Here is a 24,631-nt window from a genome sequence, read left to right as displayed (position 1 = left end):
GAGGACGTCGTCGGGCGCCTCACGCTCCGGTCTCCTCCGACACGGGGTCGACCGGGGCGGCTACCGCGTCGAGGGCGCCGAGCAGCTGAGGGACGATGCGGTAGACGTCGCCGCACCCCAGGGTGATGACGAAGTCGCCCGACCGCGCCACCTCGGCGGTGCGGTCGGCGGCGGCCTGCCAGTCGGCCACGAAGTCGACCTTCGACGGGTCGCTGAAACGCTCGGACACGAGCGCGCCCGTGACACCCGGCTCGGGGTCCTCCCGCGCTCCGTAGACGTCGAGCACGATCGTGTGGTCGGCCAGCGCCTCGTAGGTCTCGGCGAAGTCGCCGGCCATCATGCGCGTCCGACTGTAGAGGTGCGGCTGATGCACCGCGATCAGCCGTCCGTCGCCCACCACGGATCGGGCCGCCTGCAGAGCGGCCGCGACCTCGGTCGGGTGATGCGCGTAGTCGTCGTAGACGCTCACGCCGGCGACGGTGCCGTGCAGCTCGAAGCGGCGCTCGGTCCCCCCGAACGTCTCGAGACCCGCGATCGCGGTCTCGGGATCGACGCCCAGACCGACCAGCACGGCGTAGGCCCCGGCCGCGTTGATCGCGTTGTGCACGCCGGGCACCCGCAGCTGGACGGCGCGGCTCGTGCCGTCGTGGTGCAGCGTGAACGAGACGGGACCGACCGAGGCGATGTCGTCGATCCGCACGTCGGCGTCGTCGTCCTGACCGAAGGTGACGACGTGGTCGTGCCGGAGCGCGGCACGGACCCGACGCGCGCCGAGGTCGTCGCTCGAGATCACGACGAGCTCGGAGGCGGCGCCGGCGAACTCCACGAAGGCCTCGTCGAAGGCGTCGTGCGAGCCGTAGTGATCGAGGTGGTCGGCGTCGACGTTCGTCACGAGGGCGACCGACGTGTCGTACAGCAGGAACGAGCCGTCCGACTCGTCGGCCTCGACCACGACGAGCTCCTCGCCGCCGCCGCGCGCGCTCACGCCGAGGGACTGGATGACCCCGCCGTTGACGAAGCTGGGATCGCGCCCGGCCGCGAGGAGGGCCGTGACGATCATCCCGGTGGACGTCGTCTTGCCGTGCGCGCCGGCGACGGACACGAGACGCTGGCCCCCGATGAGCCACGCGAGGGCCTGCGACCGGTGCAGGACCGGGATGCCCGCCGCCAGCGCGGCCTGGTACTCGGGGTTGTCCTGCCAGAGGGCTCCGGTGACGACGAGCGTGTCGGCGTCGCCCAGGTTGGCGGCGTCGTGCCCGATCGCGATCTCGGCGCCGAGATCTCGCAGCGCCCGGACGCCCGGCGTGTCGCGGATGTCCGAGCCGGAGACGGCGTGCCCGGCGGAGAGGAAGACACGGGCGATTCCGCTCATGCCGGAGCCGCCGATGCCGACGAAGTGCACGTGACCGAGCTCGGTCGGGATCTGCTGGCTGAGGTCGGGCTTGATCATCGGTTCTCGTCGTTCGTCGCAGAGGACTCCGTCGGGGTGCCGGCGGAGGTGCTGACCCGGGGGCGGGCCGCGTCGACCACGAGGTCGACCGTGCGGTCCGTGCCGTCGAGCACGCCGACCGTCGACGCCTGCACGGCCATGTCGGCGATGCGCGAACGGTCGAGCAGGAGGGGCACCAGAGTCGAGGCGACCCACTCGGGAGTGAAGTCGGCGTCGTCGACCAGCACCGCGCCTCCGGCCTGGACGACGTCGGTGGCGTTGTGCCGCTGCTCGCCGTTGCCCACGGGGTAGGGCACGAGCACGGCGGGGAGGCCCAGGGCGGTCAGCTCGCTGACCGTCGCCGAACCCGACCGCGATACGACGAAGTCGGCCGCCGAGAGGGCGAGGTCCATGCGATCGCAGTATCGGAGGAGGTGGTGGCCCGGCAGTTCGCTCGGCCCCAGGTCGGACTTCGCGCCGGTGATGTGCAGGATCTGCCACCCCGCGCCGAGGACGGCGGCGGCAGCGGCGGACATCGTTTCGTTGAGCCGTCTCGCACCGCTCGAGCCGCCGGTGACGAGCAGCGTGGGCTTCGCGGGGTCGAGCCCGAACTCGGCGACGGCCTCGGCCCTGCTGCCCCGACGATCGAGGGTCTCGATCTCGTGACGGAGCGGCATGCCGACCTGGCGACCGTGACGGAGCGACGTGGATCGGAAGACCGTGCCGACGTGCGACGTCAGATACGACCCGAGGACGTTCGCGATGCCCGGCTTGGCGTTGGCCTCGTGCACCACGAAGGGGACCTTCGAGCGCCAGGCAGCGACGTAGGCCGGAGCCGACGCGTAGCCGCCGAATCCGACGACGACGTCGACCCGGTGCTCGGCGAGGATGTCGCGGACGCCCTGGACGGCCTGGGCGAGTCGCGACGGGAAGCGCAGCGCCGCAGCGGACGGGCGCCGCGGGAAGGGCAGCCGGGCCACGGTCAGGAGCTCGTAGCCCCGGAGCGGGACGAGCCGCGCCTCGAGTCCCTCGGCGGTGCCGAGGACCAGCACGACCGATTCGGGCTCTCGGAGCCGGATGCGATCGGCGACGGCCAGGAGGGGGTTCACATGCCCGGCGGTTCCGCCGCCGGCGAGGAGGTACGTCGTCACCGGAGAGACCCTACCCGCTGGCGCGCGACCCTCGGGCTCGGTGCCGGCTCCTCGGGGTGGCGCGTGAACGAGAGCACCACGCCGATCGCCACGAGGGTCACGATGAGCGCCGATCCGCCGGCCGAGATCAGCGGGAGCGGTACGCCCAGCACGGGCAGGAGGCCGAGGACGACGGCGACGTTGATGAGGGCCTGCCCGACGATCCAGGCCGCGACGGCCCCGGTGACCACGCGGACGAAGGGGTCGCCCGTCTTGCGGATGATCTTGATGAAGGCGATGGCGAGCACCACGAACAGGGCGAGGACGACGACTCCCCCGATCAGGCCGAGCTCTTCGCCGAGCACGGCGAAGATGAAGTCGTTGTCGGCCTCGGGCAGCCAGGACCACTTGGCCTTCGAGTTCCCGAGTCCGACGCCGAAGAGGCCCCCGGAGGCGAGGGCCCAGGTGCCGTGCAGCGACTGCCAGCAGATGCCCTGGTACGCGCTGTCGTCCGTGCACCCGGCCATCCACGCGGCGATGCGGTCGTTCCGCGAGACCGACCCGAAGGCGATCAGGGGGATGACGACGGCCAGGAGCGCGATCGGGATCATCAGGTAGCGGAGCTTGATGCCGGCGAACCACACGGCGCCGAAGACGAGGAGCAGCATGACCATCGTCGTCCCGAGGTCTCCGCCCGCGACCACGAGTCCGACGGCGACGAGCACGACGGGCACCAGGGGGATCGCCAGGTGACGCCAGTCGTCGAGGAGGTCGCGCTTGACCGCGAGGATCATGCCCAGCCAGATCGCCAGGGCGAGCTTGACCGCCTCGGAGGGCTGCGCGGTGAACGAGCCGAGGTCGATCCAGTTGCGGTTGCCGCCGACCTCGATTCCGAGCGGCGTGAAGACGAGCAGCTGCAGCACGAGGGTCGCGCCCAGGATGTGCCAGGACCAGCGCTTCCAGAACCAGACCGGGACGCGCGAGACGATCAGCATGAGCGGGATGCCGATGGCGGCGTAGATCCCCTGCCGGACGAACGACCCGAAGAACGACGTCTGACCCGAGGCGATGAAGGCCTCGACCGACGAGGACGACAGGACCATCACGAGGCCGAGCACCACGAGGAACAGGGTCGTGCCGAGGATCACGAAGAACGAGCCGGTCTCGGCCGCGAACAGCCGCTTGACCGCGACGACGGCCGCCGCCGGGCGGTCGGCCTCGTCGGCGTCGGACTCGAGGGGGTGCTCTCGAGCGCGGTCTGCGGGCCGACCGCCGCGTCGTGCGAGGTCAGTCAAGCGGCGACGCGGAGGGCTGGACGGTGCTGGGGCCATCGGCCGTGCCTCCCGGGAGATCGTTGACGGCAGAGGCGAATGCACGCCCCCGCGCGGTGTAATCGGTGAACTGGTCGAAGGACGCCGCCGCCGGAGCGAGCAGCACGGTGTCGCCGGCTCGGGACGCCCCGACCGCGAGCCTCGCAGCCGTGGGCATCACCTGCTCAGTGTCGGTCTCCTGGACCTCGAAGACGGGCAGGTCGGGCGCGTGTCGCCGGAAGGCCTCCATGACCTCGTTCCGCTCGACGCCGATGACGACCGCCGCCCTCAGGCGATCGGCGGCCTCGGCGATGACCGGTTCGACGTCGACGCCTTTGAACACGCCGCCCACGATCCAGATGACCGACGGGAAGGCCGACAGGGACGCCTGGGCGGCGTGCGGGTTGGTGGCCTTCGAGTCGTCGACCCAGGTGACGCCGTCGACGACCGCGACGACCTCCATGCGATGGTGGTCGACGCGGAACGCCCCGAGGGCGTCGCGGATCGAGACCGGGTCGACCCCCGCAGCCCGCACGAGAGCCGAGGCGGCGAGCACGTCGGCGAGCAGGTGATCGGCCCCGAGGCCCACGGCGTCGAGCGCCGTCGTGGTCGTGAGCTCCAGCGCGCTGGTGCGCCGCTCGGCCAGGAACGCGCGGTCGACGAGGACTCCCCCGTCGTCGCCGGTCACGATGCCGAAGTCGCTCGGCCCCGGCGCGGACAGCCCGAAGCCGATCGCCCGGCAGCCCTCGGCCACGTCGGCGTCCTCGACCATGCGCCGCGTCGCGTCGTCCGCCTTGTTGTAGATGCAGGCTCGGACCGTGTTGGCGTAGACCTTCGACTTGGCCAGGCGATAGGGCTCCGCTCCGCCGTGCCACTCGAGGTGGTCGTCCTCGAGGTTGAGGCAGACCGCGGAGAGAGGCCGGAGGGCTCCCGGTCCGCTCTGGGGCAGGGCGTCCAGCTGGTGGCTCGACAGCTCGACGACCAGGAGGTCGTGCCCCTCGGGATCGCGGACGCAGTCGAGGACGGGTACGCCGATGTTGCCGCACGCCGCCGCACGTCGACCGTCGGCCGCGGCCATGGCTGTCGCCAGCTGCGTCGTGGTCGTCTTGCCGTTCGTGCCGGTGACGAGCAGCCACTCGGCGGGTGGAGCGACCTTGTCACGGACGCGCCAGGCCAGCTCGATGTCGCCCCAGACGGCCGCCCCGCTGGAACGCGCCCAGACGGACAGCGGGTGGTGCGGAGCGAATCCCGGTGAGATGACGACGACCTCGGGATCGAAGGCGACCAGCGCCTCCGGAGCCTCGGCCATCTCGGGTTCGAGGAGCAGCTCCGCACCGATCAGGTCGAGCAGCTCGGCCCGGTCGTCGTCCACGCTCGGTGCGACGACGACGACCCGGGCGCCCAGCTCGGCGAGGGTGTCCGCGACCGAGAATCCGGTCACGCCGAGACCGAGGACCGCCACACGGAGACCGGACCAGTCGGCGTGCCAGCTGTCGAGGCCGAGGAGGCGCTGCTCGAGTCGCGCGTCGAGGGGTGCGTCGGTCATGAGGTGCGGGAGATCCATTCGAGGTAGAAGACTCCGACGCCGGCGGCCACGAAGAGCCCCGCGATGATCCAGAAGCGGACCACCACCGTGACCTCCGCCCAGCCCTTCAGCTCGAAGTGATGATGGAGGGGACTCATCAGGAAGATCCGTTTGCCCTTGGTGATCTTGAAGTAGGCGCGCTGCAGGATCACGGAGCCGGTCACGACGATGAAGAGCCCGCCGATCAGCACGAGCAGGATCTCCGTGCGGCTGAGGATCGCGAGTGCCGCCAGGGCGCCGCCGAGGCCCAGCGACCCCGTGTCGCCCAGGAAGATCTGCGCCGGGGAGGTGTTCCACCACAGGAACCCGATGAGTCCGCCGCAGATCGCCGCCGCCACCACCGCGAGATCGAGCGGATTCGCCACGGTGTAGCAGGCGGACCGCGTCGTCTCGTCGAGACGCGTGCTGAAGCACGACTGATTGAACTGCCAGAACCCGATGAAGATGTACGACGCGATGGCGAGGATCGACGAGCCCGTGGCGAGACCGTCGAGCCCGTCGGCGACGTTGACGCCGTTCGACGTGCTGACCGTGATGAGCACGACCCAGATGAGGAAGAGTCCCCCGCCGATGATGCTGCCGAAGAACATGAAGTCGAGCCACGGGATGTCGCGGATGAACGAGATCTTCGTCGAAGCGGGGGTCAGCCCGTTGGCGTTCGGGAAGGACAGGGCGAGGATCGCGAAGACCGCACCCACGACGACCTGGCCGATGACCTTGGCCCAGCCGCCGAGCCCGAGGCTCCGCTGGTTGCGCACCTTCAGGAAGTCGTCGAGGAATCCGACCGCGCCGAGTCCGACCATGAGGAACAGCACGAGCAGCCCGCTGGAGGTGAGTTCGTCCTGTGCACCGAGGTGACCGACGAAGTACCCGATCACGGTGCCGAGGATGAGGACGATGCCGCCCATCGTGGCCGTGCCGCGCTTGGTGTGGTGCGACTGCGGTCCGTCGTCGCGGATGAACTGACCCCAGCCGAGCCGGTGGAACAGCTTGATGAACAGGGGCGTCATCAACAGGGTGAAGACGAGGGAGACCGCACCGGCGATCAGGAGCGCGATCACTCGGACACCCCCGCGAGCCGGTCGCCGAGGAATCTCAACCCGGCGGACTTGGAGGACTTGACGAGCACCACGTCGCCCGGCTGGAGGGCCGGACGCAGGAGATCGTGAGCCTCCTCGATGGTCTCGACCATCAGCGACTCACCGTCCCAGGAGCCCTCGAGCCCCGCCGCCATGTGGATGTGCCTCGCGGCCTGTCCGACGACGATCAGCTGCGAGATGTTGAGCCGGACGACGAGTCGGCCGATGCGGTCGTGCTCGTCGCGGGCGTACTCGCCCAGCTCGGCCATCTCGCCGAGCACGGCGATCGACCGGCCGTCGCCCGGCGTGATCTGCGCGAGCGTCTTGAGGGCCGCTGCGACCGAGTCGGGGCTGGCGTTGTAGGCGTCGTTGACGACGGTGACGCCGCCGGGCGCCGCGAAGAGCTCCATGCGCCAGCGCTCGGCGCGGGCGACGCCTTCGAGGACGGTCGCCGCGCGGTCGAGGTCGAGACCCCATTCGCCCACCACGGTCAGCGCCGCGAGGGCGTTCATGACGTGGTGCTCGCCGAGGATGCGCAATGCCACACGGCGACGGAGGTCGCCGTGCTCGAACACGAACGTCGTGCCCGTCGCCGAGACATCGACGTCGCCAGCCCGGTAGTCGGCCGACGGGCTCTGCCCGAACGTGACGACCCGCGCCGCGGTGACCGAGGCCATGCCCGCGACCCGCTCGTCGTCCGCGTTCAGGACGGCTGTGCCGGACTCGGGGAGGTCGGTGACCATCTCGGCCTTGGCGGCACGGGTGCCCTCGATGCCGCCGAACCCGCCGGCGTGGGCGAGCCCGACCTTGAGGACGACGCCGGTGTCGGGCCGGGCGATGTCCACGAGACGGGCGATCTCGCCGGGACCGGCTGCGCCCATCTCGACGACGAGGAACTCCGTCGCGTCGTCGATGCGCAGCATCGAGATCGGGGCGCCGACGTGGTTGTTGAACGACCCCTCGGGTGCGACGGTGGGAGCCACGTCGGAGAGGATCGCCCGAAGCATGTTCTTCGTGCTCGTCTTGCCGTTCGACCCCGTGATGCCGACGACCTTGAGCCGGCCATGGCGACGGACGCGCTCGACGACCGCCGCGGCGAGACGCGACAGCGCGGTCACGCCGTCGGCGACGACGACGACCGGCACGCCGGTCTCGATCGGACGCTCGGCGACGATGAGCGCGGCGCCGTTGGCGACGGCCGCGTCGACGAAGAGGTGACCGTCGGTGACCTCGCCCCGGAGGGCGAAGAAGATGGACCCGGGTGAGACGAGTCGGCTGTCGGTCTCGACCGAGCCCGACAGGACGAGGTCGCCCGCCGGCGTACCGCTCGGCGTGCCCTCGGTGATGTCGGCGATCTCGGTCGCGGAGAGGGCGATCACTCGGCCCACCCGGCCTCTCGGAGCGCCGCACGGGCCTCGTCGCGCGCCGAGTAGGGCGTGCGCTCGCCTCGGATGTCTCGGTAGTCCTGGTGTCCGGGACCGGCCCAGAGGATCGAGTCGCCTTCGCCCACCAGTGCGATGGCTGCGCGGATCGCCGCCTCGGGCGGACTCACCTCGTGGATCTCGTGCTCGGGGAAGGCCTCGCGGGCGGCGTCGACCAGGGTGCGCCGGATGGACGCGGGGTCTTCGAAGCGCGGGTGGTGGTCGGTCACGACGAGGATGTCCGATCCGGCGGCGGCGACACGGGCCATCTCGCCGCGCTTCGTCGTGTCGCGGTCGCCGTCGGCGCCGAAGAGCATGACGACCTTGCCCGGGGTGAAGCGCCGGACCGCGGCGAGGGTGGTGAGGAAGGCGTCCGGGCTGTGACCGAAGTCGACGTAGACGCTCGGTCCGCGGTCTCCCGAGACCCGCTCGGTGCGACCGGGCAGATACGCGACGATGCCGTGCTCGGCCTCGAGGGCCTGGGCGATGGCGCCGAGCTCGAAGCCCGCCTCGACGAGCATGACGATGGCCAGGGCGGCGTTAGCCACCATGTGCCAGCCGATCAGCGGCACGCGCGTGACGAGGGAGCGGTTCTCGGGGCCCGAGAGGCGGAACTCCGTGTACGCCGCCTGCTCGTCGACGATCTCGACCGTCCAGTCGGCCTCGACGTCGGGGAGGACGGTGATGGTCGTGAGGGGGATGCGGGCGTTGTCGACGACCCGCTGCCCGTAGGGCGAGTCGAGCGAGATGACCGCGCGCCGGGCCCTGTCGGGCTGGAAGAGCGGCAGCTTCGCCTGGAAGTACTCCTCCATGTCGGCGTAGTCGTCGAGGTGATCGTGGCTCAGGTTGGTGAAGGCGGCCACGTCGAAGACGAGACCGTCGACCCTGTTGCGGCTCAGCGCCTGGGCGCTGACCTCGACCACGACCGCGCGCACCTCGCTCTCGCGCATGCGCGCCAGGAGCGCGTGCATCTCGCTCGCCTCGGGAGTGGTGAGACGGCTGACGACGGTGAGGTCGCCGATGTGACGCTCGGCGGTGCTGCTCAGGCCGGTGACGAGCCCGAGCTGGCGGAGGACGCCCTCGAGCAGGTAGGCCGTGGACGTCTTGCCGTTCGTGCCGGTGATCGCGAAGAGCTGGGGCGAGCCCTCGCCGCCGGTGCGGTAGATCCACGCCGACACGTCGCCGAGCGCGGCTCGCGGCGAGTCGACGAGGACGACGGGCAGACCCGACTCGCGAGCGAGTTCGAGACCCGCGCGGTCGGTGAGCAGCGCGACGGCTCCGCCGTCACGGGCCTGCACGGCGAACTCGGCCCCGTGTCGGTGAGCGCCGGGCACGCCGACGTACAGGTCGCCGGGCTGGAGGTCCGTCGTGCTCAGCGTGACGCCCGTGACTTCGATGCCGTCGAGGGAGCCCTCGTGCTCGAGTCCGAACTCGCTGACCATGTGGGCGAGGGACCTCGCCGACGGATGTTCCGGTCGGAGGACCGGGGGGATCCGGGCGTTCAATGAATCCTCTTCTCTCACCAGGTCTCGGGGATGTCCGGGGCGGGCTCCGTCGACGGAGGGACGCGGTACATCTCGAGTGCCTGGGACATGATCTTGTTGAAGGTCGGCGCCGCAGCGGCCGACGTCTTGATGGTACTTGGCTTGGTGAAGGTCACGACCACGACGAACTGGGGATCCTCGGCCGGCGCGATGCCCGCGACCGACACGATGCGGTCCGAACCGTAGCCCGTGCCGTCCGACTTCGCCACCTCGGCCGTGCCGGTCTTGGCGGCCACGCGGTACCCCGGGATCGTCAGGACGTCCTTGAGGTCGCCCGCGCTGACGACCTTCTCGAGCATGTTCACGGTCGTGTCGGCGGCGTAGGCGGAGACCACCTGAGTCCCCTCGGTGCTCGGCGTCTGCGAGACCGTCCCGTCGGGTGCCGTGCACTTCTCGACCAGGTTCACGGGCAGACGCTCACCGTGGTTCGCGAGCGTCTGGAAGACGGAGGCGAGGTGAACGGCCGTCGTCGAGACGCCCTGTCCGAACATCGAGTTGATGCTCGTCTGCTGGTCCCATTCGGAGACGTTGCGCACGCCCTGAGTGGGCTCACCCAGGAACCCGACGGCCGTCGGCTCGTTCAGCCCGAACTTGAGCATGTAGTCGTAACGCGCCTGCGCCGACAGGTTCTCACCGAGGAGGGAGATGCCGACGTTGGACGAGTCGCGGAGGATCCCCGTCAAGGTCAGCTGCTCGGTCGGGTGGAAGACGGCGTCGTGGATCGAGCCGCCCCACGGGAAGGTGCGGGAGTAAGGCACGGTCGCGCGACTCGTCGGCGTCGCGGTGCCCGTGTCGAGCAGCATCGCGGCGGTCATGGCCTTGAACGTCGAACCCGGCTCATAGGAGGCGGTGAACGCCAGCGAGCCGAGGTTGTCGACGTCGGTGGCGTCGACGTCGTTGGGATCGACGGCGGGATAGTCGGCGACGGCGAGGAGAGCCGCCGTGTCGGCCTTCATGACGACGGCCGTGGCGCTCACGGCACCGATGGCCTGAGCCTGCTCGGCGAGGGACTGCTGCGTCATGTACTGCAGGTCTTTGTCGATCGACAGCGTGAGCGAGCTGCCCGGGACGGCGGCTTCGGTCGTCACCGTGCTGCCGGGCAGCTGGACGCCGTCGGCACCGCGTTCGTAGGTCTCGCTGCCGTTCGTGCCCGCGAGGCAGCTGTCGGCGCTCAGCTCGAGACCCGCCTGCGGGCCGTCCGTGCCGATGAAGCCCGTGAGGTTGCCGGCGACCGACCCGTTGGGATACGTGCGAGCTGATTGCCGCTCGTAATAGAGATACGAGATGCCGCTGTTCTTGAGGTCCCGCACCGCGCGGAAGGCGTCGACGTCGACGCCTTTGACGAGATAGGCGAAGTTCGCCGTCGGGTCACGGGTGATGCTCTCGTACATGGCGTCCGCGTCACCGCCGGTGATCTCCGCGATCTGCGCCATGACCTGCTCGACCGTCAGGGTCTTCTTCGTCTTCGTGCCGTCGGCCGCCTTCTCGGTGATCGTCCGCGTCTTGGCGAACGCCGGGGCGGCGGTGATGTTGTATCGGGTCACGCTGCCGGCCAGCACGGTGCCGTCGGCGGCCAGGATGTCGCCGCGGTCGCCGTACGTCACCTGACTGATCTGCCGCTTGTTCTTCGACTGCTCGTTCAACTCGGCTGCCTGGACCAGCTGGATGTCGGCGAGTCGCACGACGAAGACGCCGATCAGGGCGATCACCAGGGCCATGGCCAGAGTGGCTCGGAGCCGCCGGCTGCGTGGTGCTGCGTTCACGAAGGATTCCTCACCGCGGCGGGCCGTGCCGCCCTGCCGCTGTCGTCGTCCGGTACCCCGGGTGGGACACCGCTAGCGGGTCTGGGGAGCCGCCAGCTGGTTCGGGTCAGACGCTACCGACTGCTCGGGAGATCCCCCGCTCGCCGCGCCCGCCGCGGCGGAGCCGGACACGGGAGCGGCGACGCCGGTCGAGGCGACGCTCGCGTCCGCCGTCGACGTCGACCCCTGGTCGGCGGGGGCCTTCGCACCGGCGGTGGCCGAGGCATCGGGCTTCTGGGCGGTGGCGAGGGGGACGCCGTCGAGGAGCGTGTTGGGGATCAGGTTGTCCGTGCCGTCGGCGCCGCCGTCGGCGGGAGACGGCTGCCCGTGCACCGCGCCCGTCGCGGGGTCGAGGTAGACGGGGTTCGAGTTGCGGACCATGCCGAGCTCCTCGGCGTTGTTGGCCAGGTTCTGAGGCGACGACAGCACGTCGAGCTGCTCGGAGTACTTCTGCTGGTCCCGCGTGAGCTCGGTCTGCTGCGCCTGGAGCGCGGAGATCCTGTAGGCGCCGTCGCTGAGCGCGATGCTGATGGCGAGCTGAGCCAGGAGGAGCACGAAGAGCGACGCCGTCGCGACGAGCGCGTAGACGATCTTGGGACGCGCACGACGCTGAGCCCGGCTGGTCACGATCTCGACAGGCCGAGGCGTCGCCGAGGGGGACCGCTCGAGGAGAGGCGTCGGGTCGACGAGGGCGAACTGGCTGCTCATGCTGATCTCCGGATTCGTTCGGCTGCGCGGAGGCGCACGGGTTTGGCCCGGGGGTTGCGGTCGATCTCGTCGGCCGAGGCCAGCTCGGCTCCTCGGACGAGGAGACGGAACTCGGGCCGGTGCTCGGGCAGTTCGATCGGGAGGTCCTGGGGAGCGGTCGAGGTGGTCCGCGCGGCGAGCTCGCGCTTGACGAACCGGTCTTCGAGCGACTGGTAGGCGAGGACCACGATGCGGCCCGAGTCGCCGAGACGGTCGAGGGCGACCGGCACGGCGGCCTCGAGCGAGGCGAGCTCGCCGTTGACCTCGATGCGCAGGGCCTGGAAGACGCGCTTCGCGGGGTGACCGGCTCGCTGGAGGGCCATGGGGGTCGCCGCGACGAGCACGTCGACGAGCTCGCCGCTCCGGGTCAGCGGGTTGTCGACCCGGTGCTCGACGATGCGGCGGGCGTACCGAGGAGCGAGCTTCTCCTCGCCGTACTGGTAGAAGATCCGACGGAGCTCGGATTCGGGGTACTCCGCGAGGATCGTCTCCGCGGTGACGGCGGAGGTCGGGTCCATCCGCATGTCGAGCGGAGCGTCCTTCGAGTACGAGAAGCCGCGCTCCACGCGATCGAGCTGCAGAGACGACACCCCCAGGTCGAAGAGGACGCCGTCGACGGTCGCGAGGCCCAGGCCGTCCAGCGCCTCGCCGATCCCGTCGTAGGTCGTGTGCACGAGCCGGGCCCGCTGCCCGAAGGGACGGAGTCGCTCGCCGGCGATCTCGAGCGCCTCCGTGTCGCGGTCGAGACCCACGACGGTGAGCTCCGGGAAGCGCGTCAGCAGGGCTTCCGTGTGACCGCCCATGCCGAGGGTGCAGTCGACGGCCACGGCACCGGGTGCGCCGAGCGAGGGTGCGAGCAGCTCGAGGGTGCGTTCGAGCAGTACGGGGGTGTGGATCTGATCTGCCATGACGATGTCGGCTCCTGTTCATCTGCCCTGATCCCCATCCGTCCCGACCTGGCACCGGGGAAGGTGCGCCAGGGCGGACGGCTGGGAGTCGGGGCCGACGACTCAGAAGAGGCCGGGGATCACCTCCTCCGTGGTGTTGGCGAAGGCGGCCTCTTGAGCCTCGTAGTAGGCGGTCCAGGCATCGGTGGCCCAGATCTCGGCGCGGTTCCCGGCACCGATGACGGTGAGATCGCGACCGAGCCCGGCGTACTCGCGCAGCTGCGCGGGGATGGTCACACGGTTCTGCTTGTCGGGGATCTCGTCGCTCGCACCCGAGAGGAACAGTCGCATGTAGTCGCGCCCCTCCTTGCTCGTGATGGGCGCCTGACGGATCCGCGAATGCATGTCCTCGAACTCGCGCTGGGAGAAGACGTAGACGCAGCGCTCCTGCCCGCGCGTCATGACGAGCCCGGAGGCCAACTCGTCACGGAACTTCGCAGGAAGGATGATGCGGCCTTTCTCGTCGAGCTTGGGCGAGTAGGTGCCGAGGAACATGCGCCCCGCCCCTTCCGCTCCACACCCCGGAGTGGGACGTGGCTCCACTTTACTCCACAACGCACCACTCGACAACGGATCTCCCCGTTCTGGGCACAGAAGAACCCCTGCGGACCCTGGATTCTCAGGGTCCGCAGGGGTGGAGGACTGTGGAGCGTCCGGGGCCGAGGAGGCGCGCTCAGCGGGGCGAGAGGAGGCTCACCCGGCTGGACTCGGCCTGGCGACTGCCTGGCGGCACGACGAAGGGGCCGACCCGGAGGTCGGCCCCTTCGTGGTGGAGCGGGGTGGAGGGATGCGTCAGCGGCGCTCGTCGCCGTCGTTGCGACGGTCCCATCGTTCGTTGAGCCGGTCCATCATGCTCGTGCGGGACGAGCCGGCCGAGGGGCCCGGGCGGGAGCCCGTCGAACGGGGAGCCTTGGACGCAGTCGGGGCCGGCCCGCCCTTCCGACGAGGAGGGGCGATCGCGAACAGGGCTCCGGCGACGACGAGCACGAAACCCAGCACGCCGACCACGGGCTGACGGAAGATCACGCCGGCGACGATGACGGCGATCCCGAGCAGACCCCCGAGGACGCCGACGACGACCATCGTGTAGTTGGGTCGCCCCTGCCGAGTGCCGACGGTCGCGACGAAGTCGGAGTCGTTGCTGTAGAGACTGCGCTCCATCTCGTCGAGGAGCCGCTGCTCCTGTTCGGAAAGTGGCATCTTGGTGTTCCCTTCGAGCACAGGCCCTACGACCTCGGGATCGACGCGTATGAGTAGCTGGCAGTGTATGCCGGAGTGCTGTCGCTAGGCTAGGCAGCGTGGCTGAGAGTACGCGGTTAGTGGATGTCGTTCAACAGCGGATCGACCAGTTCCTCGAGAGGCAGCGCCCGGTCCTGCGGACGATCGCCCCGGACCTCGATCCGTTCGCTCTCTTCTCCAGCGACCTGCTTCGCGGAGGCAAGCGATTCCGCGCCCTGTTCTGCTACTGGGGATGGCAGTCCGTCGCCGGTCTCGACACGGGGTTCGATCCTCTGGGGACTCCCCCGGACGCACGATCCCTCGACTCGGTGATGGGCGCCTCCACGGCTCTCGAGTTCTTCCACGCGGCCGCTCTCGTCCACGACGACATCATGGACAACTCCGACACGCGGCGCGGACTGCCCTCCGCGCACCGGCGCTTCGAGCGGCTGCACCGCGAGGGGTCGTGGCTCGGCTCCGCCGAGGACTTCGGCACGTCGGGGGCCCTCCTGATGGGCGACCTCCTCCTCGCCTGGAGCGACGAGCTCGTCTCCGAGGCCTTCGACGGCCTGCTCTCGCGAGACGCCGCGCGCGCGGCACGCGTCGAGTTCAACCGGATGCGCACCGAGGTCACCGTCGGTCAGTACCTCGACATCCTCGAGGAGAACGCGTGGCGGACCGTCCCCGACATCGACCTCCTGCCGCGCGCTCAGCGGGTCATCGTCTACAAGTCGGCCAAGTACAGCGTCGAGGCGCCGCTGACCATCGGCGCCGCCATGGCCGGGGGCTCCCCCGAGGCCCTGGAGTCGCTCCGTCACTTCGGGCTGCCCCTCGGGATCGCCTACCAGCTCCGCGACGATCTGCTGGGCGTCTTCGGCGACCCCGAGGTGACCGGCAAGCCGGCGGGCGACGACCTCCGCGAGGGCAAGCGGACCGTCCTGGTCGCGATGGCACGCCGTTCCCTGCCGGCGGGTGCTGTGCGCCTGCTCGACGAGCTCCTCGGCGACCCCGAGCTCGACGACGACCAGATCGCGATGCTCCAGGCGACGCTCCGGGATTCGGGAGCGGTCGACGCGGTCGAGCAGTCGATCAGCGACCAGGTCGAGCGGGCGACGCACGCCCTCGACCGCTCGGCGCTGTCGCCGTCCGCCCGAGCCCAGCTGACCCGACTGGCCGACACGGTCACGCGCCGCACCTCCTGACGAGGCGCACGCGCGTTCACCCGAGGACGGACGACCTCTCCGTCACGGGGTGACGACGGCCGGAGTCGTCCGTCCGGGCTAGAGCAGGCCCTGCGCGATCCGGCGGACCTCCGCCTTGCGACCCGCGCGCAGAGCCTCGATGGGGCTCGTGCCGAGAGAGTCGTCGTCCGACATGATCCAGTCGAGCGCCTCGTCGTCTGTGAACCCGTTGTCGGCGAGCACCGTGATCGTGCCCCGGAGATCACCCCGGGGCTGACCCTCGTCGTCGAGGAACACCGCCGGCGTGCGGAGGGGGCCGCCGAGCCTGGTCCCGACGAGCGCGTGCTCGTCGAAGAGGCGGCGGACGCGGCTGACGCTCATCCCCGTCTTCTCGACGAGGTCGGGGACGGCCAGCCACTCGGTGTCGGCGAACCAGGGCTGCTGCGAGAGATCGATCACCGGACAACCTTGCCATGAGAGCGCCCATCGTGTCTCCGCCAGATGACTCCTGTCACAGCTGTCACATCAGTCACATGAGTCGCACAGACCTCAGGAGGCGCACTGATTGACTTGACACACCACCTGTGTCAACTTGATAACTTCGAGACACGTCGTCCGATCAGGCCGTCGACGTGCTTGCCCCCGAGACTCGAGGATCACCTCATGAACGACAGCCAGACGACGAGCGCCTTCGGCCGCATCGACACCACCGGCGACGACCCCCGGGCGACCGGTCGCATCGCCCGTTCGATGATGAACACCGTGCCGATCATGCTCGTGGGCTCGATGGCCCTCGGCCTCGGGCTGACCGGCCCGATCTCCTCACTCGACGACGCCTCCGACAAGGTGAAGAAGCCCCAGGCCGCGCCCCGCCCCGTGCTGCCGGCGATCGAGACCGCCGGGACGACCGTGGTCGAGGAGGCGGTGGTCGAGCTGGCCGCCTCCCGCGCCTCCGTCATCGCCCCATCGTCGTACACGGTCAAGAGCGGCGACACCGTGGCGACCATCGCCGGGTCCTTCGGCCTGAGCACAGCCTCGGTCCTGGCCCTCAACGGACTGAGCTGGAAGTCCACGATCTTCCCCGGGCAGACGCTGAGCCTTGTCGCGGGAGGGGCCTCGACCCAGCCGAGCCGCGCCTCCTCGGGCTCCGCGCGCAGCTACACGATCAAGCGCGGCGACACCCTCAGCTCGATCGCCGGCGCGCACGGCGTCGCGACCTCCGCGCTCCTGGCCGCGAACGGCCTCGGCTGGTCGAGCATCATCTACCCCGGCCAGAAGCTGTCGGTCCCGGGAGGATCGTCTTCGGCCTCCCCCGCCCCGTCGAGGATCCCGTCCGCTCCGGCCGCTTCGGGGGGCTCGTACACCATCAAGACGGGCGACACCCTCTCGCGCATCGCCGCGAACACGGGCACGAGCGTCCAGGCCCTGCTGTCCGCCAACGGCCTGCGCATCACCAGCACGATCTACGCGGGCAAGAAGCTGACCATCCCCGGCCGGGGCGGCGCCTCCACCTCCGCTCCCACGACGACCCCGGCGGCCACGTCGGCCGTCCCGGTCTCGTCCGGCACGTCCCTCAGCGCCGAGCAGCAGCGCAACGCGCGCACCATCATCGCCGTCGGCCGGCAGATCGGGGCGAGCGACCGCGCGATCGTCATCGCCCTGGCCGCGGCGGCTCAGGAGTCGAGCCTCCGCAACATCGATCACGGCGACCGCGACTCGGTCGGCCTCTACCAGCAGCGACCGAGCACCGGATGGGGCACCCGCGCCCAGCTCACGGACCCGGTGCATGCGACCAAGCTGTTCTTCGGCGGACCGACGAACCCGAACAGGGGCTACACCCGCGGCCTGCTGGACATCCCCGGCTGGACGTCGATGTCGCTCACGGGTGCTGCCCAGGCCGTGCAGATCTCGGCGTACCCGACGGCCTACGCGAAGTGGGAGGCCCCCGCTGCCTCCTGGCTCGCGGCCCTCGGCTAGGCGGCTCTCCGGCCACTTCTCGGTCGGCCGGTGAGTTGACGCGTCTCGGGCGCGTGATCACCGTAAAATCAGCGCGTGAGCGTGAACCAGACTGACCCGATGATCGGCCGGCTCATCGACGATCGCTATCAGGTCCGTTCGCGCATCGCCCGCGGAGGCATGGCCACCGTCTACCTCGCGACCGACCTCCGCCTCGAGCGCCGCGTCGCGATCAAGATCATGCACGGGCACCTCGCCGACGACGCCTCCTTCAAGGAGCGCTTCATCCAGGAGGCGCGCTCGGCGGCGAGACTCGCCCACCCGAACGTCGTCAACGTCTTCGACCAGGGCCAGGACGACGACTCGGCCTACCTCGTCATGGAGTACCTCCCCGGCATCACCTTGCGCGAGCTCCTGCAGGACCACAAGGTGCTCACCTCCGAGCAGGCCATGGACATCCTGGAGGCCGTGCTGTCGGGTCTCGCCGCCGCCCACCGTGCGGGCATCGTCCACCGCGACCTGAAACCCGAGAACGTCCTCCTCGCCGACGACGGTCGCATCAAGATCGGCGACTTCGGCCTCGCCCGGGCCGCCACGGCGAACACCGCCACGGGCGCGGCGCTGCTCGGGACCATCGCCTACCTCTCCCCCGAGCTCGTCACCCGGGGCATCGCCGACACCCGCAGCGACATCTACGCGCTCGGCATCATGCTCTACGAGATGCTCACCGGCGAACAGCCCTACAAGGGCGAGCAGCCGATGCAGATCGCCTACCAGCACGCGAACGACACGGTCCCCGCCCCCGGCATCGTCAACCCCTCGGTCCCCGTCGAGCTCGACGAGCTCGTCCTCTGGGCGACCGCCCGCGACCCCGAGCATCGACCCCGCGACGCCCGCGCCCTGCTGGACCAGCTGCTCGACGTGCAACGGGCCCTGGCGGACCCCTCCGGCCCGCCGGCGAACCGCACGATGGTCCTGCCCTCCGCGGCTGCGACCGCGGTCCTGCCCGGCCCGGGCCGCGGAGCCACGGCCGACACGCAGATCGTCCCCAAGGCACGGCACCGGACCGGCCCGATCGGCCCGGAGTCCGACAGCAACGCCGAGCGACTGCAGAACGACGCCGCCCGCCGTCACCGTCGCGGCGCGATCCTGCTCGTGATCGTCATCCTGCTCGCGCTCGTCGCGGGAGGTGCGGGCTGGTGGTTCGGCTCCGGCCCGGGCGCCGAGGCCGCTGTACCCGACGTCGCGGGCCAGGACCCGGCGGCGGCGGCCTCGCAGCTGATCGAGGCCGGCTTCGAGGTCGCGCCCGACAACCGCGGGGACTTCTCCGTCGACGTCCCCGCCGGGCAGGTGACGGGCACCGAGCCCGACGCGACGAGCCGTCAGCCCAAGGGATCGACGGTGACGATGGTGGTCTCGCAGGGGCCGCGGCAGCTGGATGTGCCGTCCGTCGTCGGCGGTTCATTCGACGCCGCTGAATCAGCACTGGCGGACTTCGCGCTCACCGACCCGATCCGACAGTTCGACGAGAAGGACGCCGGCACCGTGATCGGCATCGCCGGTGTCGGCGGCGACGGCAACGCCATGGGACTCGCCGAGGGCTCGACGTACGGCGAGCAGCAGCCGGTCACACTGACGGTGTCGCTCGGACCCCTCCCCGACGTCGCCGGACAGGAGCTCTCGGAGGCCCAGGCCACGCTGCAGAAGGCCGGGCTGACCGGGGCCGAGGCTGGTCGCGAGTACAGCAGCGATGTCCCCGCCGGGGCGGTCATCCGTTCGCAGCCCCAGGCCGACGGCCCCGTGAAGCCGGGTGCGACCCTCGACCTCGTCGTGTCGGACGGCCCGGCCCCGGTCACCGTCCCCGACGTCACCGGGCAGACCCTGGACGACGCGACGGCGCAGCTGCAGGCCCTCGGGCTGCGGGTCAGCTACGACGACTGCGCCAAGTTCACCTGCGCGTTCTACGACTGGGAGGCCGCGCTGCCCGTCACCGCGTCGGATCCCGGCGCCGGGGGGACGGCCCTCGTGGGCTCGACCGTGACCCTCAGCTACCGGGCGGACTGACGCCGACGGACCCTGCGGGCCCGCGCCTCCTGATCCGCTCGTCGTGATCCGCTCGTGATGACGTGACGGCGGGCCCCCGCCGGTGAACGACGGAGGCCCGGGACGGCAGGGAGCGGCGGCTCAGTTCGCCGCGAGCTCCTCCGCCACGAGGAATGCCAGCTCGAGCGACTGCATGTGGTTCAGTCGCGGATCGCACAGCGACTCGTAGCGAGTGGCCAGAGTCGCCTCGTCGATGTGCTCCGAACCGCCGAGGCACTCGGTGACGTCGTCGCCCGTCAGCTCGATGTGGATGCCGCCCGGGTGCGTGCCGGCCGCGCGGTGGGCCTCGAAGAAGCCCTTGACCTCGTCCATGATCTCGTCGAAGCGGCGGGTCTTGTACCCGGTGGGCGTCGTGAGGCCGTTGCCGTGCATCGGGTCGCTCACCCACAGGGGCGTGGCGTCCGCACGCGTGATCGCCTCGAGGAGGGGCGGCAGCGCATCGCGGATCCTCCCCGCGCCCATGCGCGTGATGAACGTGAGTCGACCCGGCTCGCGCTCGGGGTCGAGCTTGTCGATCAAGCGCATCATGTCGTCGGGTGTCGTGCTCGGGCCGAGCTTCACGCCGATCGGGTTGCGCACCCTCGACAGGAAGTCGACGTGCGCCCCGTCGAGGTCGCGGGTGCGTTCGCCGATCCACACGAAGTGCGACGACAGCACGTAGGGGTCGCCCGTCCGCGAGTCGATGCGCGTCATCGGGCGCTCGTAGTCCATGAGGAGACCCTCGTGGCTGGTGTAGAACTCGACGCGCTTGAGCTCGTCGAAGTCCGCCCCGGCAGCCTCCATGAATCGGATCGCCTTGTCGATCTCCTTCGCGAGGTGCTCGTAGGCGGCGTTCGCCGGGTTGGCCGCGAAGCCGCGGTTCCAGCTGTGCACCTGACGCAGGTCGGCGAAACCTCCCTGCGTGAAGGCCCTGATCAGGTTTATCGTCGACGCCGAGGTGTGGTACCCCTTCACGAGTCGCGCCGGGTCGGCCCGCCGGGACTCGGGGGTGAAGTCGTAGCCGTTGACGATGTCGCCCCGGTAGGCCGGCAGGGTCACGCCGTCTCGCGTCTCGTCGTCGCTCGATCGGGGCTTGGCGAACTGACCGGCCATGCGGCCCATCTTGATGACCGGCATGGAGGCGCCGTACGTCAGGACGACGGCCATCTGCAGGATCGTCTTGACGCGATCGCGGATCTGATCGGCCGTCGCGCCGGCGAAGGTCTCGGCGCAGTCGCCCCCTTGCAGGAGGAAGGCCTCGCCCCGCGCGGCGGAGGCCAGCCGATCGCGGAGGGTGTCGATCTCGCCCGCGAACACGAGCGGAGGCAGCGTGGCGATCTCGGCCGAGGCCGCCTCGACGGCCGCGGGGTCGGGCCATGACGGCTGCTGCTTGATGGGAAGGGTGCGCCAATAGTCGAGACCCTCGACGACGTCGGTGTCGGACGTTGCGAACGGATCTCTGAGCTGGGTCACGGTCTTCCTTGCGGGCGTCAGCGGGCTCGGGGCCGAACGACCCCGACGAGCGAGCCTACCGCGTGGAGGCGGAGCGCTTCTCCTTGACGCTGGAGGCGTACACGTCGGCGTACTCCTGCCCGCTCAGCGCGTTGAGCTCGTACATGATCTCGTCCGTGATGGACCGCAGGATGAAGCGGTCGCCCTCCATGCCCTCGAAGCGGCTGAAGTCGAGGGGCTCGCCGAAGACGATGCCGACCCGGCGGATCTTGGGGATCTTGGTCCCCGTCTTCATGACGTGCTCGGTGTCGATCATCGCCACGGGGATCACGGGCACGTGCCCCTCGAGGATCATCCGGGCGACGCCCGTGCGACCGCGGTAGAGACGGCCGTCGGGACTGCGGGTCCCCTCGGGGTAGATGCCGAGCTGCTCACCCCGGCGGAGGACCGAGAGACCCGTCGCCAGAGAGGCCTCCGAGGCCTTGCCGCCCGAGCGGTCGATCGACAGCTGACCCGTGGCCGTGAAGAACAAACGCATCGCCCAGCCCTTGATGCCCCGGCCGGTGAAGTAGTCGCTCTTCGCCAGGAACGAGATGCGACGGTCCAGGGCGATGGGCAGGAAGATCGAGTCGACGAACGACAGGTGGTTGCTGGCGAAGATCACGGCGCCCGACGCCGGAACGTTCTCGGCTCCGCGGACCCACGGACGGAACACCGAGAGGACGAGAGGCGTCGCGATGAGCGTCTTCAAGAACCAGTAGAGCATCGGTGCATCCCTCGTCGATGGAGCGGTCGGTCGGTCGGGCTCAGAGCCCGGTCGCGTGCAGTCTGGCGAGGTCGGCCGCGCCGACGACGCCGGCGTCGTTGACGAGCTCGGCGATGACGAACTCGGGCTCCGGGTGATAGCCGCGGGCCGGCAGGTGCGCCAGATAGGCCTCGCGCACCGGGGCGAGCAGCAGCTCGCCCGACTGCGCGACGCCGCCGCCGAACACGAAGATCTGAGGGTCGAGGACGACGGACAGGGAGGCGGCCGCCTGCCCCAGCCAGCCGCCCAGTTCCCGGAGGGCCTCGATGGCACCCGGGTCTCCGGCCTTCATGAGCTCGCTGACGTCATGACCGGTGAGCTCCCCCTTGGCCTCGCGGACGGCCGCCAGAGCGGCACCCGCTCCGGGCCGGTCGGCGACCTCGCCGGCCATGCGGAGCAGTGCACGACCCGAGCCGTACTGCTCGATGCACCCGCGGGCGCCGCAACCGCACGGCAGACCGTCAGGGACGACACGGAGGTGGCCGAGCTCGCCACCCGTGCCGAAGCCGCCGCGGAGGAGACGGTCCTGGGCGACGATGGCGCCGCCGACGCCGGTGCCGATCGTCAGCATGGTCATGTCGCTGGCCAGCCGGCCGGCGCCGAAGCGGAACTCGGCCCAGCCCGCGGCGTTCGCGTCGTTGTCGATCGTGATGTGCAGATCGAGTCGTTCGGACAGCAGAGCACGGAGGGGCTCGTTCCGCCACGCGATGTTCGGCGTGTAGTAGACGGTCGACTGGGCCGCGTCGATGAAGCCCGGCGCGGCCACCCCGGCCGCGACGACGTCGCGGTGCTCGGACTGGAGGGAGGTGATCATCTCGACGACGGCGTCGACGATCGCTCGCGAGTCGCCCGCGGGGGTCGGCACCCGTCGTTCGGCGACGATCTCGCCGAGCTCGGTGACGACGCCACCCGCGATCTTCGTTCCGCCGATGTCGATTCCGATTGCCTGCACGAGCGTCGAGTCTATCCCCGGCGTCCCCTCGACGAGGCATGCCGCACCGGCGGCCTCCCCGCTAGGGTGAGGAGGACCATCGTTCGGTACCGAAGGAGCTGCCGTGAACGAACACACCGTCCCCCTGGCCGTGGAGCCCGACGTGAACGCCAACGCGACCGACCTCCTGATCGACCGCGTCCGGGCCACGCCCGACGCCGCTCTCTTCGCCGTCCCCGACGGCGTCGGGGGCTGGTCGGACATCAGCGCCGCCGACTTCCTGACCAGGGTGCGAGCCCTCGCCAAGGGACTGATCGCCGCGGGCATCCGTCCCGGCGACGCCGTCGGGCTCATGTGCCGCACCCGGTACGAATGGACCCTGGTCGACTTCGCCACCTGGTTCGCCGGAGCGCTGCTCGTGCCCGTCTACGAGACGTCGTCGCCGGCCCAGGTCCAGTGGAACCTCAGCGACTCGGGTGCCGTGGCTCTCATCCTCGAGACGCCCGACCACTTCGCGCGATTCGACGAGGTGCACCCCGACCTCCCCGACGTCACCCACGTCTGGCAGATCGACCTCGGCGACCTCGACAAGCTCGCGGCCGCGGGCGCCGACGTCGATGACGACGAGCTGGAGCGCCGCCGCTCGGCGGCCGGACCGGACGACCTCGCGACGATCATCTACACCTCGGGCACCACGGGACGCCCGCGCGGCTGCGTGCTGACGCACGCCAACTTCGTCGAGACGAGTCGGAACGCCGCGCTCGCCATGTCCGACGTCGTGGCCCCCGGCTCGTCGACGCTGCTCTTCATCACCACGGCCCACGTGTTCGCGCGGTTCATCGCGGTGATGTCGGTGCACGCGGGGGTCCGCGTCGGGCACCAGGCCGACACCAAGCAGCTCCTCCCCTCGCTCGCCTCGTTCAAGCCCTCGTTCCTGCTCGCGGTGCCCCGGGTGTTCGAGAAGGTCTACAACTCCGCGGAGCAGAAGGCCGAGACCGGGGGGAAGGGAGCGATCTTCCGTCGCGCGGTGGCGGTCGCGATCGCGCACAGCAAGGCCCTCGACGAGGGCACGGTGCCCCTCGGCCTGAAGCTGCGCTTCGCGCTCTTCGACCGGCTCGTCTACAGCAAGCTGAAGAAGGCCATGGGCGGGAACATCCGCTACGCCGTGTCGGGCTCCGCCCCGCTCGGCACGCGTCTCGGGCACTTCTTCCGCAGTCTCGACATCCGCATCCTGGAGGGCTACGGGCTGACGGAGACGACGGCTCCGGCATCCGTGAACCTCGTCTCGAAGTTCAAGATCGGCACCGTCGGCCCCGCCCTGCCGGGCGTCTCGATCCGGACGGACGACGACGGCGAGATCCTCATCAAGGGCGAGAACGTCTTCGCCGGCTACTGGAACGACCCGGAGGGGACGGCCGCGGTGCTGCAGGACGGCTGGTTCCGCACCGGGGACCTGGGATCCATCGACTCCGACGGCTATCTCACCATCACCGGTCGCAAGAAGGAGATCATCGTCACCGCCGGTGGGAAGAACGTGGCACCGGCCGTCCTCGAGGACCCGATCCGGGCGAACCCCCTCGTCGCGCAGGTGGTCGTGGTCGGCGATCAGAAGCCGTTCATCTCGGCCCTGGTGACCCTCGACACCGAGATGCTGCCGGTCTGGCTGAACAACGCCGGTGAGGCCGCGGACATGCCGCTCGCCGAGGCCGCCGAGCACCCCGTCGTCCTCGCGGAGATCCAGAGGGCCGTCGACGAGGCGAACACGGCCGTCTCTCGCGCCGAGTCGATCCGGAAGTTCATCGTGCTGCCCCTCGAACTCACCGAGGAGAGCGGACACCTGACGCCCAAGATGAGCATCAAGCGGGCGATCGTCCTGAAGGACTTCGCCCCGCAGATCGCGGACCTCTACACCGTCTACCCCAGCACGGACTCCGTCCGGACGGTCACCCACCCCGCGAGCTGAGCTGCCGTCGACCGGCCGGGCCCAGCCCGGCCGGCTCGGCCCGGCTCGC

Annotated in this window: 20 protein-coding genes; 4 read left to right on the top strand and 16 right to left on the bottom strand. The window is 70.3% G+C overall.

The features are described 5' to 3' along the window. Positions 1-19: 19 nt before the first annotated feature. The 12 genes from murC to ASF89_RS07120 all read right to left on the bottom strand — a co-directional run bounded on the left by murC (position 20) and on the right by ASF89_RS07120 (position 14,194). Positions 20-1,450: a UDP-N-acetylmuramate--L-alanine ligase gene (gene murC / locus ASF89_RS07175; protein ID WP_055797748.1), complete on the bottom strand. Its 1,431-nt coding sequence runs from the start codon at positions 1,448-1,450 to the stop codon at positions 20-22. Then, entirely contained in the window at positions 1,447-2,580 is a 1,134-nt protein-coding gene (locus ASF89_RS07170) for a glycosyltransferase (protein WP_055813457.1), read from the bottom strand. Before ASF89_RS07170 ends, murC begins: the two co-directional genes overlap by 4 nt. Continuing rightward, complete coding sequence (ftsW, locus tag ASF89_RS07165) at positions 2,577-3,854, bottom strand: putative lipid II flippase FtsW (protein WP_235484034.1); 1,278 nt, start codon at positions 3,852-3,854, stop codon at positions 2,577-2,579. Before ftsW ends, ASF89_RS07170 begins: the two co-directional genes overlap by 4 nt. After that, positions 3,847-5,415 (bottom strand): UDP-N-acetylmuramoyl-L-alanine--D-glutamate ligase, encoded by a 1,569-nt coding sequence (gene murD / locus ASF89_RS07160; RefSeq protein WP_055813452.1) that lies wholly within the window; start codon positions 5,413-5,415, stop codon positions 3,847-3,849. The genes ftsW and murD overlap by 8 nt, the downstream gene beginning before the upstream one ends. Further along, positions 5,412-6,515, bottom strand: coding sequence for a phospho-N-acetylmuramoyl-pentapeptide-transferase (mraY, locus tag ASF89_RS07155; RefSeq protein ID WP_055813449.1), 1,104 nt, complete (start codon positions 6,513-6,515; stop codon positions 5,412-5,414). The genes murD and mraY overlap by 4 nt, the downstream gene beginning before the upstream one ends. Further along, on the bottom strand, positions 6,512-7,912 hold the full coding sequence (murF, locus tag ASF89_RS07150) for a UDP-N-acetylmuramoyl-tripeptide--D-alanyl-D-alanine ligase (RefSeq protein ID WP_055798541.1): 1,401 nt from the start codon (positions 7,910-7,912) through the stop codon (positions 6,512-6,514). The genes mraY and murF overlap by 4 nt, the downstream gene beginning before the upstream one ends. After that, a complete protein-coding gene (locus ASF89_RS07145) occupies positions 7,909-9,396 on the bottom strand; it encodes a Mur ligase family protein (protein ID WP_082475164.1) in 1,488 nt (495 codons plus the stop codon). The genes murF and ASF89_RS07145 overlap by 4 nt, the downstream gene beginning before the upstream one ends. Before the next feature lie 77 nt (positions 9,397-9,473). Next, positions 9,474-11,261 carry a penicillin-binding protein 2 gene (locus ASF89_RS07140; RefSeq protein WP_235476445.1) on the bottom strand — a complete coding sequence of 596 codons (1,788 nt, stop codon included), beginning with the start codon at positions 11,259-11,261 and terminating at the stop codon, positions 9,474-9,476. Positions 11,262-11,333: 72 nt separating this feature from the next. Beyond that, the gene (locus ASF89_RS07135; protein WP_055813447.1) at positions 11,334-12,008 is read right to left on the bottom strand and encodes a hypothetical protein; all 675 of its coding nucleotides are present in this window, start codon (positions 12,006-12,008) and stop codon (positions 11,334-11,336) included. After that, positions 12,005-12,955, bottom strand: coding sequence for a 16S rRNA (cytosine(1402)-N(4))-methyltransferase RsmH (rsmH, locus tag ASF89_RS07130; protein WP_055797768.1), 951 nt, complete (start codon positions 12,953-12,955; stop codon positions 12,005-12,007). Before rsmH ends, ASF89_RS07135 begins: the two co-directional genes overlap by 4 nt. Positions 12,956-13,057: 102 nt before the next feature. Beyond that, positions 13,058-13,489: a division/cell wall cluster transcriptional repressor MraZ gene (gene mraZ, locus ASF89_RS07125; protein ID WP_055797771.1), complete on the bottom strand. Its 432-nt coding sequence runs from the start codon at positions 13,487-13,489 to the stop codon at positions 13,058-13,060. Between the two features lie 297 nt (positions 13,490-13,786). Then, positions 13,787-14,194: a DUF3040 domain-containing protein gene (locus ASF89_RS07120; protein ID WP_055798544.1), complete on the bottom strand. Its 408-nt coding sequence runs from the start codon at positions 14,192-14,194 to the stop codon at positions 13,787-13,789. A 98-nt stretch (positions 14,195-14,292) separates the two neighbouring features. Here ASF89_RS07120 and ASF89_RS07115 point away from each other — a divergent pair, with 98 nt between their 5' ends. Further along, entirely contained in the window at positions 14,293-15,414 is a 1,122-nt protein-coding gene (locus ASF89_RS07115; RefSeq protein ID WP_055797776.1) for a polyprenyl synthetase family protein, read from the top strand. 78 nt (positions 15,415-15,492) lie between these two features. Here ASF89_RS07115 and ASF89_RS07110 read toward each other — a convergent pair whose 3' ends face one another. After that, a complete protein-coding gene (locus ASF89_RS07110) occupies positions 15,493-15,852 on the bottom strand; it encodes an Rv2175c family DNA-binding protein (protein WP_326934179.1) in 360 nt (119 codons plus the stop codon). A 204-nt stretch (positions 15,853-16,056) separates the two neighbouring features. On the opposite strand from ASF89_RS07110, the gene ASF89_RS07105 reads away from it, so the two are divergent. Beyond that, positions 16,057-17,370, top strand: a complete 1,314-nt coding sequence (locus ASF89_RS07105) for a LysM peptidoglycan-binding domain-containing protein (RefSeq protein WP_235484032.1) — start codon at positions 16,057-16,059, stop codon at positions 17,368-17,370. 75 nt (positions 17,371-17,445) lie between these two features. Then, the gene (gene pknB / locus ASF89_RS07100; protein WP_055813444.1) at positions 17,446-19,413 is read left to right on the top strand and encodes a Stk1 family PASTA domain-containing Ser/Thr kinase; all 1,968 of its coding nucleotides are present in this window, start codon (positions 17,446-17,448) and stop codon (positions 19,411-19,413) included. Positions 19,414-19,533: 120 nt separating this feature from the next. Here the strand turns inward: pknB and ASF89_RS07095 are convergent, their stop codons facing one another. The 3 genes from ASF89_RS07095 to ASF89_RS07085 are packed head-to-tail and all read right to left on the bottom strand — an operon-like array spanning position 19,534 to position 22,640. After that, entirely contained in the window at positions 19,534-20,904 is a 1,371-nt protein-coding gene (locus tag ASF89_RS07095; RefSeq protein WP_055797785.1) for a class II 3-deoxy-7-phosphoheptulonate synthase, read from the bottom strand. Positions 20,905-20,959: 55 nt separating this feature from the next. After that, positions 20,960-21,649, bottom strand: coding sequence for a 1-acyl-sn-glycerol-3-phosphate acyltransferase (locus ASF89_RS07090; RefSeq protein WP_055797788.1), 690 nt, complete (start codon positions 21,647-21,649; stop codon positions 20,960-20,962). A gap of 40 nt (positions 21,650-21,689) precedes the next feature. After that, complete coding sequence (locus tag ASF89_RS07085; RefSeq protein WP_055797790.1) at positions 21,690-22,640, bottom strand: ROK family glucokinase; 951 nt, start codon at positions 22,638-22,640, stop codon at positions 21,690-21,692. A gap of 103 nt (positions 22,641-22,743) precedes the next feature. Here ASF89_RS07085 and ASF89_RS07080 point away from each other — a divergent pair, with 103 nt between their 5' ends. Then, positions 22,744-24,582 carry a long-chain fatty acid--CoA ligase gene (locus tag ASF89_RS07080; protein ID WP_055813441.1) on the top strand — a complete coding sequence of 613 codons (1,839 nt, stop codon included), beginning with the start codon at positions 22,744-22,746 and terminating at the stop codon, positions 24,580-24,582. The last annotated feature ends 49 nt before the right edge of the window (positions 24,583-24,631 follow it).

This window comes from Frigoribacterium sp. Leaf172 (assembly GCF_001424285.1).
Taxonomy (GTDB): domain Bacteria; phylum Actinomycetota; class Actinomycetes; order Actinomycetales; family Microbacteriaceae; genus Frigoribacterium.
Note: the sequence above shows the minus strand (reverse complement) of the source record. Positions and strands in the feature narration are given on the sequence as shown.